The following is a 19154-nucleotide window of genomic DNA, read 5'->3' on the forward strand; positions in this document are numbered from 1 at the left end:
TTTTGAAAAAAATTCCGTTATGGAAAATCAGTTGTGTTGTTTATTGCTCTCCGCGTTCCTTTTTTTGTTTTATGACCATGGCTTCAACGTCTTTTAAGAGTTGCTTTGCGTCATATATAATACCATCTTTTATGGTGTATTTAACACCGCCTACACGCTCAGGTTTTCCTGTTTCGTCATTGACCCTTACCGCACCTGTACCGTAAAGTACTTTTAAGTTTTGTAACGGATTTTCATCAATGATGACCATATCGGCCAACAATCCGGGACGAATAACACCAAATTCGATAGGTTTTTTCAAGGGTTTGAAAATTTCCTCGGCCCCGTTCATGGTTGCAGAGCGTATTACTTCCAACGGGTGAAAACCGGCCTCTTGTAACATTTCTAGTTCTAAGATGGTTCCAAAACCGTATAGTTGATATATAAAACCGGAGTCCGATCCTACGGTAACCTTACCGCCTCTATTTTTATATTCGTTCAAGAATTGCATCCAAACCTGGTAATATTTTTTCCATGCTATTTCATCTTCCGTGGTCCAGTCGAACCAGTAGGCACCATGGCTAGATCTATTTGGTGTATAGAAATCCATTTGAGTGGGCAATGTGTAGGTCTTGTGCCAGTCGGCATTACGTGCGGCCATTACATCTCTTCCGGCAGAGTAGATGGTCATGGTAGGGTTAATGTAGAAATCCATTTCTATAAACTCGTCCAAAAGTGCATTCCATTTTTCTCCACCCGGTTTTACAAGGTTCCACTGTCTGGCCACTTGTCCAAATCTGTGCTGCTCGTCGCCATAGTTAATGTCTATAGGCCAAGGCTGTACGTCATTGTTTTCATACATAGATTCGAACAGTCCATAAAAATGGGTCATACTTGTTAAACCAAGTCTGGCCGCATCCAAGGCGTTCATCTGTGCCACACCGTTTTGAGACAGGTGTGCCGTGCTTCCCATACCTAAACTATTGGCCTCGTCCAACAAAGCTTTCATTATTTCTGGTCGGTGCGAATTTAACTTTAGGCCGTCTATACCTTTTTTCTTGGCATACCTTACCCATTCCCTGGCATCTTCGGGCGTTAGTATTTTTCGGTTTGCCCACTCCTTGCCTTTGCCCGGTCTGTGAAACGAAACAATTCTGGGAGCCACAATTTTATTTTTGGCACTTCTTTCACGTTCGTTCAAAGACCAGTCCAACTCTCCCGTAGGTACTCCCCGTACGGTGGTAATACCATGGGCCAGCCAAAGTTTGTAGGTGTATTCTGCTTCCGGTGCTTTTGGTACGCCACCTGTATGTACATGAAGGTCTACAATACCCGGCATAATATATTTTCCGGTGGCATCGATCTCTTTGGTGTTCCCTGTACCTAATTTGGGTCGCTTTGATTCATCGATGGCTACTTTTGGTACACCGACCGATATGACATCGACAATTTTGTTTTTTTCCACTACAATATCTACAGGTCCCCTTGGTGGTCCTCCGGTTCCATCGATCATAGTAACCCCTCGTATAATAAGTCGGTCATAGGGTCCTTCGCCCTCACCGGGCTTTCTGTCCGGACCACCGATCATTTGTGCGGTGACCAGGATCGGAATAATCAGAAAAGTGGTGAATAAGAATCGTTTCATAAAATTTTGGTTTTAAATGTGTTGGTTAAAAAATTGTTTTCAATAGGCATTTACAATTGACTGAACAGGACTACGATAGTTTTTTAGATCATAGTTTTTTTTAGATGAAATTTCTTTTGAGAACTCTTTTGCCCATTTGTAATAAAGGGCATTTTAACACTTGTCGACACTGGTTTTGGGCAATATCATTTCTTAGGAAATCAAAAACCGGAATGTCAACGTGTACTGTAATTTGTCAAAATCTTAATTTTTTGAATCAAAAAAGAGATGTTCTCAATTAATAGTTGTGGAAAATGCAGATTAGGGTGACAATTTTTTAAAGTTTTTACATTAAATAAACATTTATTACATTTAATTCATCAAAACATAATATATTATTCAATGTCGGTTCAGGGAAATTTTATAAACGCACGAGTAACATTACCTGAACAGACAGAACAGAAAAGGTTTTGGCTTGGTAATACTAGCATTGACAAAAGTTTCATTTATGTAAATAAAGAGAACCTTGATCGTGTAGATACCGATTATACTACCTGTTCTAATCAAACTTTTCTTTGTGGTGTAAAAGAATCATTTACTCCTATAAGAAGCTATGGTAGCAATGTATTTGCCGGTTCCGTTAAACACGATTTGAAATTTTTTTTCAAAAAGGGTTTGTTCATGGTTTCAAATGTTTCTTACCGGGTATTAATATCTCATCGATCTATTAATAAAACGTTTATGTGAAGCTATGAAAGACCACTTCCCCCCAGTGCATGTCGAAATAGAGAAATTGTTCAAAGAGCATTATGCCTTATTGTGTTTGGTGGCTTTCTCTATTTTAAAGGATAAAGATGAGGCAAGGGATGTAGTGCAAGAATTCTTTATTTCTTACTGGACCAAAAGAAAAACCCTTACCGTTAATGTTTCTTTTCAGGCATACGCCGTTAAGGCGGTAAAGAACTTAAGTTTAGTTGCTGTCAAAAGAAGAATAAAAGAGAAGTCGTTACTTCAAAATCTGAGCAAACAAGAATATGAAGTGCAAAAAACATTGGACAGGCCCAATAGTTATGAAAGGGTGTTGGAGCTGTTGAACCAGCTGCCCCCAAGTAGAAAAGAGATTTTTATTTCTTCTGTAGTACATGGGCAAAGCTATGCCGAAATAGCCGAAACCAACGGTATTTCTATAAATACGGTAAAGACCCAGATGAAAAGGTCGTATGCTTTTTTAAGGTCTAATGTGAAGGATAAAGATATATTCTATGTTTTCTTAATGTCCTCTTCCATGATCTAAGGCATAATGCCCCTTCTTTATGTTAATGCATAGTTGTAATGGACTCCAAAAGTTAAGGGTCTAAGTAGATTTCGTTCGATGTTCTGTACTCCGAAGGGCGTTTTCCCATAATTTTTGTGAAGGTATTGCTAAAGGTGGGCAGGCTGCTATAGCCCACCATATTCGCTATTTCAGAAATGGTATGGTCAGAATTGGTCAAATACTCCAACGATTTAAAAATGCGCAATTGGGTGTAATATTTGATGAAAGACATGCCCAGGTCTTTTTTAAAAAGACGGTATAGCGACTTGTCCGTCATGCTAAAATTAGAAGCCAATTTCGGTAAAAGATGTTCTTGGTTCAGATGTTCGGTAATGTAGTTTATAATATTGATCAATCTCTTATCGGTGGCATGGGGCAGCTCTATGTGTAAAGATTTTGAGACCGTTTGCTTTAGCAGTTCCTTAAAGGCATAGACAATGGCATATTTACTTTTTTTTGCCTTGGTAATATCGCCGTTCCATGTTTTGGTAAATAGCAATAGCTCCATCAATAGGTTGTTGATCGGGTAGATGCCCTCCTTTTTATAAAATCCGGTGGTCGTAGCTGACATGGGAAAATATAGGTTTCTCATGATAACACGCGGCGAGCTGGGGTAAATGGCATGTTCTACGCCGGGCGGAATCCACATGTAATGCCTTGCCGGTAAATAGTACATTCTACTGGAAGTCTTTACGTGCACCACGCCCCCTTCGGTATATAAAAACTGTCCTTTATCATGGCTGTGGGGTTCAATGAACGTTTCTCCCATTAAATTATGGTAACAAAAAATACTGTTTGGATTCTTGTCTACCTCGGTTAAATAATACTTACTGTCCATGAATGATCGTGATGATGGCGGTAATGCACTAAATTAATAAAACATTGTCTTATTTAAATAAATAGACATTAAATATCTTCTATAAATTACAGGCTCGTTTTTGATAAAACGGCAACCAGAGGAAAAATAATGATCAAATAGAGAATTTTTCTAACCAAAAATTATAAAATATACATTAAGAAGATGGACAGAATTAAATATGCGCCTTACAAAGACAAGGTTCAAACACCTGAAAAGGCGGCCTTACTTATTAAAAACCGTGATGTGTTGGGAGTCAGTGGTTTTACAAAAGCGGGTGATAGCAAGACCGTTTTGCCACAAGTAGCAGAAAGGGCACTTTACGAAGATTTGAAAGTAACGGTTTTAAGTGGTGCTTCCTTGGGGTACGATACCGATGCCGATTTGGCAAAAAACGGGGCGCTATATAAAAGAATGCCTTTTCAGGCCGATCCCACCTTACGAAAGAGCATCAATAATCATGAAGTGCTATATGTAGACCAACATTTAGGGCAAACCGCCGATATGTTACAGAGTATAGATACCTTTAAAATAGATGTGGCCATTATAGAGGCGGTGGCGGTTACAGAGGAAGGGTATATTATACCCACCACCTCTGTCGGTAACTCCCCGATCTTTACCGAGAAGGCCGATAAGATCATTATAGAGATCAACAACACCTTTCCAGAAACCCTTGCCGGGTTGCACGATGTAAAATTTCTAAAAAAGCAACCCCATAGAGAGGTTATACCCATACTTGATCCTAGTACAAGAATTGGCGTGCCCTATATAAAAATAGATCCAGAAAAGGTAGCGGCCATTGTTTTTACCGAGGTTCCCGATAGTCCGGCCGTCATTGCCGCACCGGATGAGAAGACCACGGCCATTTCGAACCATATTCTTCGGTTTCTTGAAAAAGAGGTGGACGAGGGTAGGTTAACGGAATCGTTACTACCTTTACAGGCAGGTATCGGAAAAACGGCCAATGCCATTTTATCGGGTTTTACAAAGAGTAGGTTCCACAACCTTACCATGTATTCCGAAGTGCTTCAAGACAGTACCTTTGAGCTTTTCGATTCGGGGAAATTGGTGTTCGCCTCGGCATCCTCCATCACCGTGACCGAGGAATGTTCCCGTAGGGTATTCGGTAATTTTGAAAAGTATAAGGACAAGCTCGTATTACGACCCCAAAATATTAGCAACGCTGCCGAGGTCATCAGCCGCTTGGGAGTTATTGGCATAAATACCGCTATTGAGTTCGATATATACGGAAACGTGAACTCTACCCATATCACCGGTACCAAAATGATGAACGGTATTGGTGGTTCGGGCGATTTCGCAAGAAACGGCTACTTGAGCATTTTTGCCTGCCCTTCGATGTCCAAAGGCGGTAAGATCTCTCATATTGTTCCCATGGTTTCGCATACCGATCATACCGAGCACGATGTAGATATATTGGTTACCGAACAAGGGTTGGCCGATATTAGGGGATTGGCGCCTATAGAAAGGGCCCGTGTAATTATTGAAAACTGCGTACACCCAGAGTATAAAGGGCGACTAACAAAATATTTCGAAGAAGCTTACGAACAGGGCGGGCATACTCCGCACATACTTCAAAAAGCCTTTAGCTGGCATACACAGTTCAAGAGTCAAGGGACTATGAAGATGCAGGAATATGCCAATGATCATGCTTGATCATTAGCGACCCTACCTTCATCATAGGTAGAAATGTTTTTTTAAATGTATATAACCAAAAATAGCTAGGTAATCACCTAGCTATTTTTGGTTGCACTGATCCGCACTCAAATAACAACGATGAATTAATCGTTGTCGATACGAATAAAATCTCCGTTCATATCAAATTCCAGTTCCACATTATTGTCCAGCTCCACTTGTTGGTGGTCTAGTTCCAACTCCCAATCGGTAATATAATTGTCCGGATAGTTGGTAGCGGTATAGTCGAGTATCGCCTCCGGTATAACCGAATCTGGAAGTTTTGAGGTACCGTCTATATCCACAATATCCAAATCGCTGTTAAACTCTAAATTGGTATTGTCCGTTAAATAGATTTCATAGGTTACCTCGTTGTTTTCTGTTTCTTTCTCGGCATTAAGGATCATATTTTCCCCAAAATGATCGGTGATGTAAGACTGAATGGTTTCAGGGATTTCAGTTTCACTTAAATAGATGTCGTTAGAGTTGTCGTCATCGTCGTTACAAGAGGTAAAAACGGTTAAGAACGATGCCATTGCGATTACGGGGATTTTAAGTGTCTTTTTCATTGTTGTTTATAGAATTAAATTTTCATTTTTCTTAGATTTTTTTTGCTTGTTCGATTATGTAGATAGAATCGTTTATGTCTTCATAACTTGTTTTTTTTAATTACAGTACAAACATAGAAGCCAAAACTGGAAAGATTTTGGAATTACAAAGGGGAGGAAATTGTTCTTGAAACCAGAGGTGTTGTACTTTAAAAGTAGTGTGCCGATCTTTATTTTTAATAAATAGAATGGCGCCAGATTTCTTTTTAAATACTATTGGTCAGTGGGTTGTATATGAGTGGACCCGGGCATATGTACAAGTGCAAGGTGGGGGTGTTTTTTTACCCGATGGTTTAATGCGAGACCATTTTTAATCCTATGACAGAGGCAATTAAAGTGGTGATAAAGAACAGTCGCCAAAAGGTGGCTGGCTCCTTGAAAAAAAAGATACCGACCAATACGGTTCCTATGGCACCTATGCCTGTCCAAACGGCATAAGCGGTTCCGATAGGAAGTTCTTGCGTTGCTTTGATTAAAAGAGACATACTGGCCGCTAAACAGATTAAGAATCCTATGTACCAATAGGTGGCTTCGGCACCTGTAGCTTCTTTGGCCTTTCCAAGACAAGCGGCAAAGGCAACTTCAAAAAGTCCGGCGATGATCAGTAGTATCCAATTCATATAATTATTCTTTAGAGGAGGTTAAATTACATTGTGTGGCAATGGCCATTGGCAATCGACCACATATACCTAGGTACATGTATAGTAAATTGATCCTATTTATAATTTTTAGAGAGTTTTGTCAAAGCTTTGATGGCTTTCTCGGCATCATTTTTATCAAGGAATATATGATCATGGTAATATCCGGCGATTACATTACAGCTTATATTGTATTTTGCCAATTCATTGGAAAATATGGCGGTTAAACCCACTGCATCTAGAGATGAATGAATTGTAAGGGTGATCCAAGATGCAATATAGTCATACCTCAAATTTAGTTGGTCCGCTTTTTCTTTCTGTATAACCACGGTTGTTCCTTCTTTTTCCTTGAATTCGCAAACGGTATCCTTTCTGTCGATAACACTAATATCTTTTACGGTAGAGAATACATATTCCCCATCATTGAGTTTTGGTGTCATTTTTTTTATTAGTTCGGACAAGTTTGTTTCTCCGGCCATAAAAATTTCATTTTAAAAAAATATGCAAGCTAAAAATATCAGTAATCAAATGTATGGCATCTGTCCATTGTTTTAAAATGTGGGCGAATAAAAGCTGCAATCAACATAGAAGGATTTTTTTTACGTACCGAACCATTGGCAGATAGCTAAATTTTTATTCCAAGATCCAATGTATCAGCTCCTTGGTGTCTACAATGGCCCAACTATGTGGGTGCCTTGTGCCGTCCGCTCTATAGCCTTTATTTTTTGTGGGTATGTATGTTACATGATCAAACCCCGATTTTTTAAGGGTCGTTGATAACCGTTTTAGGTAATAGGCGTTCATTTGGTCGTAATCGGCCCTTCTGTTCTCTTTCCACCAAAGGGTATCGGGCTCTGTGTACAATCTGAGTTTGGTGTTTTTTAAATTTTTTATGTTATTGATAGTCTCTGTTCGCGAAGTATATACCGCATATTTCTGGTATTCTAAAAGGGTGTTCTCCGGATTTCCGAATTGATTGCCCAAGGTCTTTAGCAACCAAGTACTTTCTTGAACCGATACCTCAGAAAAATTACGGGCAATATTCTTCTCCGAACTTTTGTACAGGGCTATAAGGTCAATAGGGGAGTCTACTATAAACACTCCTTTTGGTATGAGGGAACTCTGTTTTTTGGTCAGGTAATCACTAATTAATAAAGCTACATTTCCACCACTGGAAAAACCACCAAAATAAACATTGGCGCTAGGCAGTTTATGGTCCTTGAAAATTTTTTGTAGCTGTGCCGCAAGTTGTTGTTTTTCATCTTCTTGAAGCCATAATTTTTGATTGTAGTTCATAAATAGGACCCCAATATTTTTTTGCTTTGCCACCTCTAGTATATTGAACTCTCGTTTTATATCTTCCGCATCTTCTGGGTAGCCACCAAAAAGCACCAAAACCCCCTCGGTGTTCGTGTCCGGTTTCACCAATTCATAATCCGTATTTCTTATCTCTACGGAATCCGATATCGGTGAGTGCTCCGTTTGTTCTTTTTTTACATTTTTACAAGAAGTAAAAATGAGGGCCGATATGGCAATTGTTATAAGTTTCTTCATAGATCAAACGGTTACAAAACCAATAAGCGGCAGTGTAACTGCCGCTTATTGTTCGTTTAAGATAATTAAGGCTGTTCAGCGCTTTTTTTTATTCCTTTACTTCGGGTATATCGGTAAAAGGGGTAATGCCAAAGGCAGGGTACACCTCGCTAGGGTAGTAGAACGTACCACCTTTAGATACCATAGAAATTGTTTTAATGGCCTTAATGTCTTTGACGGGATCGCCGGGCACCAAAAAGAAATCGGCCAATTTACCGGGGGCGATGCTGCCAAGGTCTTTGTCCCCCATATATTGGGCCATATCATAGGATGCCAATTTTAGCAATTCTGCCGGGGTGTACCCCAATTGTTGGTATAGCTCCAGTTCGCGATGGTAGAAAAAAGCGCCTCCCAGATCCGTACCGGGCACTATAAAGATTCCTTTTTCTTTCATCATTTTTAGGGCCTCTACTATTTTATCGTACCCTTCACGGTAGGCCTTGTCATCTTCGGGGGAGGCAACGTCTGCCTTGGCGATCTTAAATTCGCGTTGTGTGTTCGGCGGCATATGGTCTATATAATCCTTGGTGCCTTCCCATATCTCGCCATTTCTAGATTTCATCAGTACTTCGTGGATGGCCAAGGTAGGGTCTATAGCGGTTTTATTACGAACAAACAGGTCCATTGTTTCTTGCACTTTAGGACTGTTCAAATCTAAACCTGGAAATCTTTTTAGGGCCGTTAAGCGCAACAAGGTACGTGTATCCTCATCGGGCTCCAATACCCATCCCAGCATGGTTTGGTTAATATGGGTCATTTCGTCAAAACCGGCCCTTAGCATGGCATTGGCATTGCTGAACGCAGGTACGTGCCCACAAACGAACAAGCCATGTTCATGTGCCCTTTTTACAATGGCGGGAGCCCAATCGCCGTTCATTGAATTGTATAGTTTTACCCCATAAAAGCCCATATCGTGGTAGCGATCTACCGCAGCCAAGGCTTCTTCTTCACTTGCTACCAATATACCGTTATTGGCACTGTATTTACTTTTTCCTTCAATAAAGCCCAACCTATGTACCCGAGGGCCGGCCAAAACACCTTCATCTATTCTTTTGATCAGATCTTCCAGTACCTCATTGTTGTTTCCCATATCACGAAAAGTGGTCACCCCTGCCAAAACATTTAACAAGGCGCGTTCGTCTCCGGTATGGGCATGCATCTCGTACATACCTGCCACCAAGGTACCGTTGGCCCCATCAATGACCACTTCGTCTTCACCTGTGGTGTCGGGGGCATCGATGCTAACAATGCGTTCGCCATCTACCAATACCGATGACAGAGGTGTCAGCGATAAGGTATTGGGGTTGAAAATCTTTACATTGGCGATACGTACTTTTTTTCCATAGTTATGGGCGTATTCCTTTTGTATGGATTCAAACCGTTCGGTAGAATATTTTTCGGCATAGGCCCGCAATTCTTTCTCTTTGGCTTCGAACCCTTCACGTACCACTACAAATTTTGGACTGATCACGGCAAAGAGACGCATATCGTTATCCGCAATAAAATAAGAGGGATTCATATCTGCACCCGAAAGGGCATAGGTAGTAAGATCCACAGTGGCAGTATCAACGGTTACGCTGGTTTTTTCCATCTCGGTGATCTGTAATTTTCCGGCAGGTAATACATCGGCCGAAAAATCGGTTGACTTTAATAGACTGCGTGCGGTAAGAATGGCCGAATAAGGACTTCCTGATTGGTTTACGTACCACATGGCATTATCTACGGAGGCACTGCCGCTACCAGTGGCATCTGTCCAAGAGGCCGTAGATTCTTTTAATGAATATGTTTCGTTTACGCTATTGCCAAAAGTCGTATTTCCTGTAATGTTCCATTGCACGGGAAAACCACCTTTGTTCAGTACTATGGTCTCTTTCATCGTAGGACCACGGCCATTGTTCTTATAATCGTAATCTATGTGTATGGTGTCGCCTACCGTGTGTGTTTTTAGGTGACCTACGGCGGTGCTGCCAAAAATAACGGTATAGGTCTCGTCTCCTTGGTAATTGGCCAAGGAAGATTCCTCGGCAGGTTCTTGTTTACATGCAATGAATAATGATAGGGCAAGGCCCAGATAAAGAAATCGAATCTTCATAATAAAAGGTTGGTAGTTAATATAGAATGAAGATACTAATTTATAGCTATAATGTAATGCACAAAGCCCATGAAACGGGCTTTGTGAACAAAAAATAAAATGGATGGCCTCTTTTATGACTACTCTTGCGGTGAGGGCAGGGGAGAGATCATAATGTGTGCCCTATGGGTACCGGGGTTCATGATCCAAGGGTGATTGGGGGCTGCCGGTATTTCGGGCAAGCCGGTAGATGCCGCCGTGGCCCAGGGCATATACACCACATAGCGCAATTTGGCACCTTCCACTTCAGAGGTTTCGGGATCGTACATGGTTTGTTCCCCGTAGTAGATGTGCAAGGTGGCCCCTGTGGGAATGTTCAGCTTACCAGATTTCATTTCGGCCTCTCTAATATCAAAGATTTCCTCCGCTGTTTTGCCCTCTTCCCGCAAGGCCCGGCCCCTGGCCATAAAAGGCTCTAGGTCTTTGTGGTAGCAGGCGGCATTAAATCCGTTTTTTTTAGGGTCGTCTGCAAGTACAATAAACTCGTTGTCCCCTTCTTTTAGGGTTACAAATTCACCCGCCATATTATAGCCGATCACCGTACAATTGTCTCTACTGGCTTTGGGGGCGGCCATTAATGCCGTGGCGACCAGGTCTTCATCGGTCTCAATGGGTTTTAATTGCTTTTTATCATCACTTGGGGCACTATCGGTCATGGTTTCCGTTTCCGAAGGTTCCGTTACCGGATTTTTTGTTTTATCGGACAGGTTACAAGAAATCAACATTGTCGTGATCAGTAATGCGGGAATCGTATTTTTCATGATCGATGGTTTTTTAGCGTGTCAAAATAACAACTAGCCAATTGTAAACTGTAGCTTGTTGATTATAAACGGAATATAGTAAAAATAAATCACTCTTAAATTACAAAAACATACCTAATGGTAAGTGCGTTCTGTTTTAAAATTGAACGGAAAGAATACGGCTATGGCTTAAGACCTTTGGGTAAATGTAGAGATCCATATTCTGGTAAGTTTGTAGAGCATAAACAGGCAGAACAAGAACAATACGGGCGAGAGTAGGTCCCAGATATCGTATTTGTCCCCTATGCTTTTGTTGTTCACCTTAAAAATAACCGAAGGCACTTTCCCCCGGTATCTTAAGGTGACGCTATCGCCAATTTCATATAGTTTTTGCGTTCCGCTTTGCACCGTATGTTGGTCCGTTGTTAAGACCGTATTGTTGTAAGTGACCTTTGAGGGTTCCGATTCACTTCCTTTTTCTGGTTCAATATCGATGATCTTCCTCGTTTTAATTACATACGGATATTTAATGTTGCTTAAGATCACCTGAGAGCTGCTCCATAGTAGAAAAAGGAACATTAGGTAGAAAGCGATGTTGAAGATGGGGTTTAGAATCTTAAAGATCATAGCATGTCTGCGGTCTGTAATAATAAGGTTAAAAACAAAAAGAACCCGTTCGCCAACTTTTTAAAGATCCCCTGCCTTGGGTCGTGGGGCAGCAAGATATGTAAAAAGGAGTATGCGATACGGATTCTTTTTTATGTTTTCCGTTCTATTGGCCTACAATAGAGTTTTCCTTAAAATGAAGGAATACGGTTTTATAGGGTAATGGTAGCCCCCATAACTTTTAAGAACTCACGTATAAACCCTGGGTGTCCGGGCCATGCAGGGGAAGTAACCAGGTTACCGTCTACAAATACCCCGTCTGCAGGTATGTCTTGAAATTCACCCCCGGCCAAGGTCACCTCTGGGCCCACGGCAGGGTAGGCGGTCAGTTTTCTGCCCTTTACCACATTGGCGGCCGTTAATATCTGAATACCGTGGCAAATGGCGGCCACCGGCTTATTGGCATCAAAAAAATGCGTGGTGATCTCTAACAATCGTTTGTTGAGCCTTAAGTATTCCGGGGCCCTACCACCGGCAATGACCAAGCCGTCGTAATCTTCGGCGACCACATCGTCAAAACTATAGTTAAGGGCAAAATTATGCCCCGGTTTTTCGGTATAGGTCTGGTCGCCCTCAAAATCGTGAATGGCAGTTTTAACGGTATCTCCCTTTTTTTTGTCGGGGCAGACGGCATGCACTTCATAGCCTACCATTTGCAGCATTTGAAAGGGTACCATGGTTTCATAATCTTCGGTAAAATCTCCTGTTAGGAACAGTACTTTTTTCATTTTTCTATTCTGTATTTATTAGTAAAGATATTTAAGGTGATACGCCCACATTTCTAAGATTAGATCGGTGGTACGGGCGTAGCATCTAATTTAGCAAATACGTGCCGAAAAATAGAAGACGAACTATTAAAATAAAGTGAAGGTTTCGTTATTTTTGATGGGGTGGTTGGGGTGTTTTATAAGGAGGATAATGGCACAGGCTTGACGCTTGCGCTAACTGGGGGGGCAGTCGTGCTTTTTACTCACCGTTTAATCCTTTCCAATGTAACTGGTCTTTCGTTTTTATATGCTCCATTAATTCTTTTATTGCTTCATCAATTTGTAACAATTTGTCATCGTGCTGTTGGACTTTTTCAAATTGGTTTTGATGCGAAAACCAGTGTAATAATTTGGTGTTATGATATGTGCCATCTTTTGATGAGAAAATTTCCTTAATTCTAGTATCTAAAGATTTACTAGAGGGGAATTTCATTGCTGTGTATAATTCTAAAAATCTTCGCATTGTATTTGGAAGTACTATGGTATACTCAAATGCTTCTTTATTTTCCAGCTCGTGATATTCTTTTAGGATACTAAAAAGTGAAACATATTCTGAATTGTATTTCTTAAAACTATTTGGTAAGCTTGTTAGTTTCGAAGCATTCTCATCAAGCCTTCTTACCATGTAAAAATCTGCTTGTGGTTTCTTCTGATGCTTGAATAACTCTTCACTATCCATCATCATTGAGAAGAACTCAAAATTATGTGTAGATATAAATAACTGACAAAAATCTTCATCATTTTTCTTGAAAAAGTTTTGAAGTAAAGACCTAATTTGGAAAATATGATTACTGTCTAAACTTGAAATAGGATCATCAATAAAAACAATTGTGTTTGGCAATTTTGGAGGGGCATCATTTCTGAGAGCTTTTAGTTCTGTCAAAAAATAGGCAAAAGCAATTGCAGATTTTTCACCTTCACTCAAATTAGTTGCTGGGTGACCATTTCTTTCAAGGGTGAATTTATCGTTTCGTATTTCAATTTTTATATCATCGCGATGAAGTAATATTCTTAATATATCGTTCAACTCTGTTTGACCTTTTACACTACTTTTTAACTGAGCTTCAAGAACTGATTTATTAGTTTTATTTGTAGTTATTCTTGAATTGATATTTGATATAATAGTTAAAGCCTGTTCTTTGTCTGCTTCTTTTTTGTTGTAATCCTCTGCTTGCAAATATTCTGCTAAATAATGGTTAATGATTTTGGCAATTGCCTTTTTCTTATTATCATCGAATTCAGACAACCAATTATTATGAGCTTTTACAGCGTTTTTAATTTCCTTAAAGTCTTCTTCAAAACTTACTAGTTCAATTTCGGTTGAAGAAATATTATTGAAATAATTTGAGGTTTTACGTTTTAAATCAGATTCTAAGATTGATAGTTGTGTTTTGTACTTTTTTACAGTTTCTTTATAATTTTTAACAGCTTTCTGATAATCAGATTGAAATCGGTTACCCAAATTTTTTTTATCTGGAAAAGTGATTTTTATTTTCTCTTTTTCTAATTTTATTTTCCCTTGAGCAGCGGCAATACCACCTTGTATTTCTTTTAGTTTTTTTGAGTAGTATGAGTTTAAATCACTAATTCTATTTTCGGGTAAAGTTCGCGTACAAAACTTACATTCAGTTTCGCCTTCATGAAGCTTGATTCCAGTTTGAACCCAGTCAAATAACACTTCATTTTCATCTAATTCAGGAAACGGTATTGATTTTGGTGCAGTATCCTCCAAAATAATTCTTACGTCTTCCGCAAGTGTTTCGAGGCTTTCTGTAAAACTATAATCTTCCTGCTGCTTTTCAAACGTATTTTCTGCAATTGCCTCCGCTTTTGTCTTATCTCTTTCAGTTGGAGATAGAATATATTTTTGCAAATCACTCTTTATTTTATCTGTGATTTGCTGAATTACACCTTTATTCAACTTGTTTTGGTCAAGTTTATTATCAAGATAATTTTCTCTTATGTCTTTTGCTTTTACCGAAAACTTACCTCCTGCTTTATTGTAGCTATTAAATTCATCAACAATTTTCTGATAACGATTATCTTTAATGTTTTCTAATTGGGCCTTTTTTTTGTCTAATTTTTTAATTTTTTTATCCAGTTCGCCCGATGGATCACCAAGATAAAATGATATGGGTTTTATATCTGAATTTGGTTCATCGAATGTAAAAATTCGTTTTATATAATTGGCGTTGAATACTTTCACATCATACGGAAAGTTTTCTAAATCATTTTGACTATAGCTTGTTGATGTGTTGTTGTTTTCAATTGTAACGTCAAATTCAGCCCTAGGAAAATATTTGTTTTTATCTTTAAATTCAAGGTTTTGAAAGAGCTTTGAAAGGGTTGTTTTTCCTGAATAATTCCAACCATATATCAAATTTTTCTTTTTAAAATCAGCTAAACCATTCCAAGTGAAGTTTTTAAATATTCCAAAACTTTTAATTCGATTAATTTTCCTAATCATTTCCCACTGAATTTAATTCACAGTAATTTTTTTTTGTAGTTCTTCAACAGTCATAAGCTATGAGCAGTTGTGCGGTTTAGCAACTAACTTTGCAAGTACACTTATAGCCATCCTAAGTTTGTTGTTGTATATAGTTTTTAATTATACTCAATTTTATTACTCAAATCATTTGGATTGTAAGCTAATATTTTAGCAGGATATCTTTTGTCTAATAGCAGTTTTACTCTATTAGCAACTATTTCGTGACATGGATTAATAATTATTATTTCTCCAATATTTGGAGAAGAAATACCTGCTCCGAGGATTTGATTTAATTCAGCATCTAGTGGGTCAAGAGATATTCCATAAAGAACAGTTTTATTTCCTTGTTCCAATAAAGAAATCAATGAACCATGGTTACTTCCTAATTTTATTTCTTCTTCTTTTGTTCTATATATTTCTTGCGTAATTTCAGAAGGTAAGTAAAGTTCATCTGGCGATTCAATATTTCCATGAATGTGAAAGCTTTCAATCTTAAAATTTGCATCAGTATTGTTAGAACGATATAATTTATTTATTTCCAAATCAATTACGTTGTCCCAATTAGTGGTTACCAAATAAGCTCGGTCAACTTTAGAGATAACAAATTTGTCTACAATTTCTTTGAAGTTTTCTTGTGGTTTTATTTCACCCGAATTTTGGGCCTTTTTTAATTCAACGGCAATATTTTTCTTTAATACTCTAATGTTTGATTTCATTATCTCAAACATTTCCGGGTGTTTTCCAGCTTTTGCTATTGTAGAGTAAAATTTTAACAAATAGATATAACGTGCGAATAGGAAATTGGCTCCATCACCATTTGTTTCGATGCCTTCTGTTTTATTAATAGCCCTTATCACGGGGGTCCAAGCATTTTGAACAGCCCCAGCACCGACAATAAATGTTATATTCTTTCCTTTCAATTTATTTGTTCAAAATTATTTATGGCAATCTTATGTGCATACCAATTTATACTTATATACCGCTATTCTTATATAAAATTAGGGTTAGGTACCCTAACCTGCACGAATATAAAAATTCTTACAATATTGTTCTTACAGAAAAGCGTAAGCCATTATAAATAAGCTGGTTTTGTATTGGGTAGGTGAGGGGGCTTTCGTTGGTGTTGTAGAACATCCCCCGCCTTGTGCGCGCCTTCAAAGGGGAAATCGCTCCCTTGAGGGTGCCATAACGCAGGGTATGGGCAAGTTGTCAAAAAACCGATTTTGTTACTTTTGCACTAGAAATACACCCATGGAATGAATAGACTGTTTTTTACCGTTTCTGTCTGTTGTATAATGCTATGTAGTTGTTCTGATGAAGAAATAAAGAAAGAACTGTACAGCCTAAATTATGGAACCAAGGCGGAGCGGGTAGCTACCCTTAAAAAAGAAATTGAAGTACATAGTGATTTTGAGAACGCAGAGTTTCTGTTGTACAATTCAAAAGGATTTACCTTTCATGTAAACACCTTTTATTTGCCCGAATATAGAGATTACAGATACGTGATAAAGCTTAATTCCGAAGATGTGGATAATTGGTTAAAAGGGTTCGAAAAAGTGAACCCTTCCGAAAGTTTTGAAGAATGGCCCGATAAATTAATTCGGATAAGAAGAGACGAATGGCCATTGCAAAGTACCCCTGAATACTACGCTATGGAAAATGAAATGGTTTACATGCTGGTGTATAGAAAAGAAGGGGTGATTTTTAAAAAGTCGATTTCATTATAAAAGCCTGATCGGTTAAAAACAGGCTGGTCTTGTGTTGGGCAAGAGAGAGGCTTACGTTGGTATGGCAACTACCTTCCCCGTTCTTTATGGCCGAAATTAATCGGTATTTGTTGAGCGGTGTATTGTGCCTTTTCTAGTTTAATAAAAGTGCTAGAAAATCGTTGTCCTCAAAAGTGTCTTCACCAAGTTGGGTCTGCCTAATAATTACGGTTTGTAGCGATGGTATTAAATACATCCTGTTTTTACCGGCCCCCAAACCGCCAATGATCTCGGTATAGCCACTGTAATACATAATACCGCCGGTGGAGCCTTCGGGTGCGGTATCGAGGGGGGTGAGTGCATAACCGTTTACGTTGTTCAGCCAACAAAAATTACCGTGCCCGGCGTTGGGGCCGGTGGCAACGAACATGGCTTCCAATAGCGAGGATTCTATAATTTGTGTGCCGTTCCAGCTACCTTGGTCGAGCATAAAATGACCGAACTTTACCCAGTTTCTTGGGGTTACATAGCAGCCGTTGGGTATATTGGGGTTTCCGGCCTCGTCGTGGGTCCAGCTTTCATAGTGCAACCCTATTTTGTCAAAAATTTCCGATTCTAGATATTCCAAAGGGTTTTGAGAAATACCTTTCTCTTGCAACTTTCGTTCTAAAAGAACCCCAAAAACATAATAATTGCTGGGGCCGTAAGAGAATTTTTCACCGGGCGTGCTTACCATGTCCAATTCATCTATGGCATATTGGTACCTGTTGCTTTCATCCGATATGGTCAAAAAATTCTGGGAAAGCCCAGAGGAAAGGTTTAATAGGTGCTTGATCTTTATTTCATCTTTGCCCGGATGCAGACCGTTGTCTTGCCATTCCGTGATGGTGTTAGAAACGTATTCTTCGTAATCTATAAGACCTTGTTGTTTGGCCAGTGCGGCAACCGCCGACCAAAAAAGCTTGGTGGCGCTATAGATATGGGGTGCGGTATCTTCATCGGCACCGTTATGGTAATCTTCAAAGATTATAGAGCCGTCTCTCATGACCAAAACGGCGCTTCCGCCTTTTTCTTCCGAGTAGTGGGCCGCATCGGCCAGTTGTTCGGTGGTAAATATATCGTCGGTATCATTCACCGGTTCATTATCATTGTCATCATTGGAAGAACAGCCGACCGTTAACAATGCTATCATCAGAATTGGTAATAAATGGTTTTTCATGTTATATCGGTTTACGGATTGGACTCATAAAAACAAATAAGGTTTGATCTTATGGGTTATAACGTATTCTTTTTAAGTGTATTACATTCTTCAGGGACGTTATGGTTTTATGCGCCCTTAATTTTAGCCCCAGTTTTTTAAAAGGTTGGCAGGTAAGGGCATTAAATGACCATGGCCACATGTTCTTTATGGTGCTGCTACTTCTGTTGTGTATAGGGTATTGTTACAATAGGGTAGGGAAGTTTGTGCGTAAAAACCCGGTAAACAGGAAATAGTTCTTTTGAACAACTTTTGATGTAGGCACACGGCAAATGCTACGGCTTAGAACGGAAAATTAGGTTCTTATAGAGGCGAAAAACTAGTCGATTTCGCTTTCGATGAGCTGTAAAATCGAATTTAGGTCGTCCATTAAAGGTTGGTAGTGCGCCTTTTCCATGGCACTGCTCGCCAGTACGAACATTAAGATGTTGTTCTCGAACTCTTTGGAATCCAATAGCGGTAAATTACTGGTGTTTTCCTCCGATATGGGAAGCCCGATTTCTTGATTTACCCCGGCATCATCGAATATGGTACGAAGGCTGTAGTTCTCTGTCCGTAACATATCGATCACCTTTTCTCTTTGAATGCCCAGATCGTTTTCTTGTTTGGCAATGTCGTCCAAGGTAGAAACCCAATTGGTGAGCTGTATGCGTAAATCGGTATTTGAAATATCCTTGAGGCTTCCTGAGTTAATGATCTCTTGCAGCAGTGAATTGTTGGGGTTGAATAGGATATCGGAAGAAAAAGAGTTGAACAAGAGTTGTGAAAATTGCTTTTCGGTCGGTACTTCGTCTGCAGAGGAAATGTAATGCAACAGTTGTTTGGCCCCGTTAAAGTTGTCTTTGTTGACCTGGATCAGCTCGGCCAATTTGGTTTTGCTTATTTCGAACTCTTTCCGCAATCCCTGCAAATAAATATTTTCCTTTTCTTGGGTTACGCGATCTTGGTTCTTGTTGTTTATGGCCAGGGCGATCAGAATACCGATGACCACAAGTATAATTTCGCCGATGGCATACACGAGGTATTGGCGAAACTTGTTTTGCGAAAGTAGTCGCTGTCGTATTTTTCTAAAAAATTTCATTGCGGTTGGTTT

General features: G+C 39.4%; 17 protein-coding genes. 3 read left to right on the forward strand and 14 right to left on the reverse strand.

Annotated elements, in window-relative coordinates:
• Positions 1-40: 40 nt before the first annotated feature.
• Positions 41-1624 (reverse strand): amidohydrolase family protein, encoded by a 1584-nt coding sequence (locus AB657_RS16125; RefSeq protein ID WP_047247441.1) that lies wholly within the window; start codon positions 1622-1624, stop codon positions 41-43.
• Between the two features lie 730 nt (positions 1625-2354).
• Here AB657_RS16125 and AB657_RS16135 point away from each other — a divergent pair.
• A complete protein-coding gene (locus AB657_RS16135) occupies positions 2355-2897 on the forward strand; it encodes a sigma-70 family RNA polymerase sigma factor (protein WP_047247443.1) in 543 nt (180 codons plus the stop codon).
• A 52-nt stretch (positions 2898-2949) separates the two neighbouring features.
• Here the strand turns inward: AB657_RS16135 and AB657_RS16140 are convergent, their stop codons facing one another.
• Positions 2950-3756, reverse strand: a complete 807-nt coding sequence (locus AB657_RS16140; protein ID WP_047247444.1) for an AraC family transcriptional regulator — start codon at positions 3754-3756, stop codon at positions 2950-2952.
• Positions 3757-3939: 183 nt separating this feature from the next.
• On the opposite strand from AB657_RS16140, the gene AB657_RS16145 reads away from it, so the two are divergent.
• Complete coding sequence (locus tag AB657_RS16145; RefSeq protein ID WP_047247445.1) at positions 3940-5448, forward strand: succinate CoA transferase; 1509 nt, start codon at positions 3940-3942, stop codon at positions 5446-5448.
• 125 nt (positions 5449-5573) lie between these two features.
• Here AB657_RS16145 and AB657_RS16150 read toward each other — a convergent pair whose 3' ends face one another.
• The 10 genes from AB657_RS16150 to AB657_RS16195 form a co-directional block, all read right to left on the reverse strand.
• Entirely contained in the window at positions 5574-6035 is a 462-nt protein-coding gene (locus AB657_RS16150; RefSeq protein ID WP_052958730.1) for a PepSY-like domain-containing protein, read from the reverse strand.
• Positions 6036-6367: 332 nt separating this feature from the next.
• Positions 6368-6694: a DMT family transporter gene (locus AB657_RS16155; RefSeq protein ID WP_047247446.1), complete on the reverse strand. Its 327-nt coding sequence runs from the start codon at positions 6692-6694 to the stop codon at positions 6368-6370.
• A gap of 95 nt (positions 6695-6789) precedes the next feature.
• Complete coding sequence (locus AB657_RS16160; protein WP_047247447.1) at positions 6790-7191, reverse strand: ACT domain-containing protein; 402 nt, start codon at positions 7189-7191, stop codon at positions 6790-6792.
• A gap of 154 nt (positions 7192-7345) precedes the next feature.
• Positions 7346-8266, reverse strand: coding sequence for a hypothetical protein (locus AB657_RS16165; protein WP_047247448.1), 921 nt, complete (start codon positions 8264-8266; stop codon positions 7346-7348).
• Positions 8267-8354: 88 nt separating this feature from the next.
• Entirely contained in the window at positions 8355-10397 is a 2043-nt protein-coding gene (locus AB657_RS16170; protein ID WP_047247449.1) for an amidohydrolase family protein, read from the reverse strand.
• Positions 10398-10516: 119 nt separating this feature from the next.
• Positions 10517-11197, reverse strand: a complete 681-nt coding sequence (locus AB657_RS16175; RefSeq protein ID WP_047247450.1) for a hypothetical protein — start codon at positions 11195-11197, stop codon at positions 10517-10519.
• 168 nt (positions 11198-11365) lie between these two features.
• Complete coding sequence (locus tag AB657_RS16180; RefSeq protein ID WP_047247451.1) at positions 11366-11803, reverse strand: hypothetical protein; 438 nt, start codon at positions 11801-11803, stop codon at positions 11366-11368.
• A 191-nt stretch (positions 11804-11994) separates the two neighbouring features.
• Positions 11995-12570 (reverse strand): DJ-1/PfpI family protein, encoded by a 576-nt coding sequence (locus AB657_RS16185; RefSeq protein WP_047247452.1) that lies wholly within the window; start codon positions 12568-12570, stop codon positions 11995-11997.
• A gap of 238 nt (positions 12571-12808) precedes the next feature.
• Entirely contained in the window at positions 12809-15076 is a 2268-nt protein-coding gene (locus AB657_RS16190) for an AAA family ATPase (protein ID WP_047247453.1), read from the reverse strand.
• Positions 15077-15213: 137 nt separating this feature from the next.
• Positions 15214-16017 (reverse strand): SIR2 family protein, encoded by an 804-nt coding sequence (locus tag AB657_RS16195; RefSeq protein ID WP_047247454.1) that lies wholly within the window; start codon positions 16015-16017, stop codon positions 15214-15216.
• Positions 16018-16353: 336 nt separating this feature from the next.
• Here AB657_RS16195 and AB657_RS16200 point away from each other — a divergent pair, with 336 nt between their 5' ends.
• Positions 16354-16824: a hypothetical protein gene (locus AB657_RS16200; RefSeq protein ID WP_157491782.1), complete on the forward strand. Its 471-nt coding sequence runs from the start codon at positions 16354-16356 to the stop codon at positions 16822-16824.
• Between the two features lie 133 nt (positions 16825-16957).
• Here the strand turns inward: AB657_RS16200 and AB657_RS16205 are convergent, their stop codons facing one another.
• Both AB657_RS16205 and AB657_RS16210 read right to left on the reverse strand, forming a co-directional pair.
• Positions 16958-18022 (reverse strand): serine hydrolase domain-containing protein, encoded by a 1065-nt coding sequence (locus AB657_RS16205; RefSeq protein ID WP_047247456.1) that lies wholly within the window; start codon positions 18020-18022, stop codon positions 16958-16960.
• Between the two features lie 358 nt (positions 18023-18380).
• Complete coding sequence (locus AB657_RS16210) at positions 18381-19142, reverse strand: DUF6090 family protein (RefSeq protein WP_047247457.1); 762 nt, start codon at positions 19140-19142, stop codon at positions 18381-18383.
• Between the last annotated feature and the right edge of the window lie 12 nt (positions 19143-19154).

The organism is Maribacter thermophilus (genome assembly GCF_001020565.1).
Lineage (GTDB): Bacteria > Bacteroidota > Bacteroidia > Flavobacteriales > Flavobacteriaceae > Maribacter > Maribacter thermophilus.

Coding starts and splice junctions, on each gene's coding strand:
- AB657_RS16125 (WP_047247441.1), bottom strand. CDS start 1,624: ATGAAACGATTCTTATTCACCACTTTTCTGATTATTCCGATCCTGGTC.
- AB657_RS16135 (WP_047247443.1), top strand. CDS start 2,355: ATGAAAGACCACTTCCCCCCAGTGCATGTCGAAATAGAGAAATTGTTC.
- AB657_RS16140 (WP_047247444.1), bottom strand. CDS start 3,756: ATGGACAGTAAGTATTATTTAACCGAGGTAGACAAGAATCCAAACAGT.
- AB657_RS16145 (WP_047247445.1), top strand. CDS start 3,940: ATGGACAGAATTAAATATGCGCCTTACAAAGACAAGGTTCAAACACCT.
- AB657_RS16150 (WP_052958730.1), bottom strand. CDS start 6,035: ATGAAAAAGACACTTAAAATCCCCGTAATCGCAATGGCATCGTTCTTA.
- AB657_RS16155 (WP_047247446.1), bottom strand. CDS start 6,694: ATGAATTGGATACTACTGATCATCGCCGGACTTTTTGAAGTTGCCTTT.
- AB657_RS16160 (WP_047247447.1), bottom strand. CDS start 7,191: ATGGCCGGAGAAACAAACTTGTCCGAACTAATAAAAAAAATGACACCA.
- AB657_RS16165 (WP_047247448.1), bottom strand. CDS start 8,266: ATGAAGAAACTTATAACAATTGCCATATCGGCCCTCATTTTTACTTCT.
- AB657_RS16170 (WP_047247449.1), bottom strand. CDS start 10,397: ATGAAGATTCGATTTCTTTATCTGGGCCTTGCCCTATCATTATTCATT.
- AB657_RS16175 (WP_047247450.1), bottom strand. CDS start 11,197: ATGAAAAATACGATTCCCGCATTACTGATCACGACAATGTTGATTTCT.
- AB657_RS16180 (WP_047247451.1), bottom strand. CDS start 11,803: ATGATCTTTAAGATTCTAAACCCCATCTTCAACATCGCTTTCTACCTA.
- AB657_RS16185 (WP_047247452.1), bottom strand. CDS start 12,570: ATGAAAAAAGTACTGTTCCTAACAGGAGATTTTACCGAAGATTATGAA.
- AB657_RS16190 (WP_047247453.1), bottom strand. CDS start 15,076: ATGATTAGGAAAATTAATCGAATTAAAAGTTTTGGAATATTTAAAAAC.
- AB657_RS16200 (WP_157491782.1), top strand. CDS start 16,354: ATGAATAGACTGTTTTTTACCGTTTCTGTCTGTTGTATAATGCTATGT.
- AB657_RS16205 (WP_047247456.1), bottom strand. CDS start 18,022: ATGAAAAACCATTTATTACCAATTCTGATGATAGCATTGTTAACGGTC.
- AB657_RS16210 (WP_047247457.1), bottom strand. CDS start 19,142: ATGAAATTTTTTAGAAAAATACGACAGCGACTACTTTCGCAAAACAAG.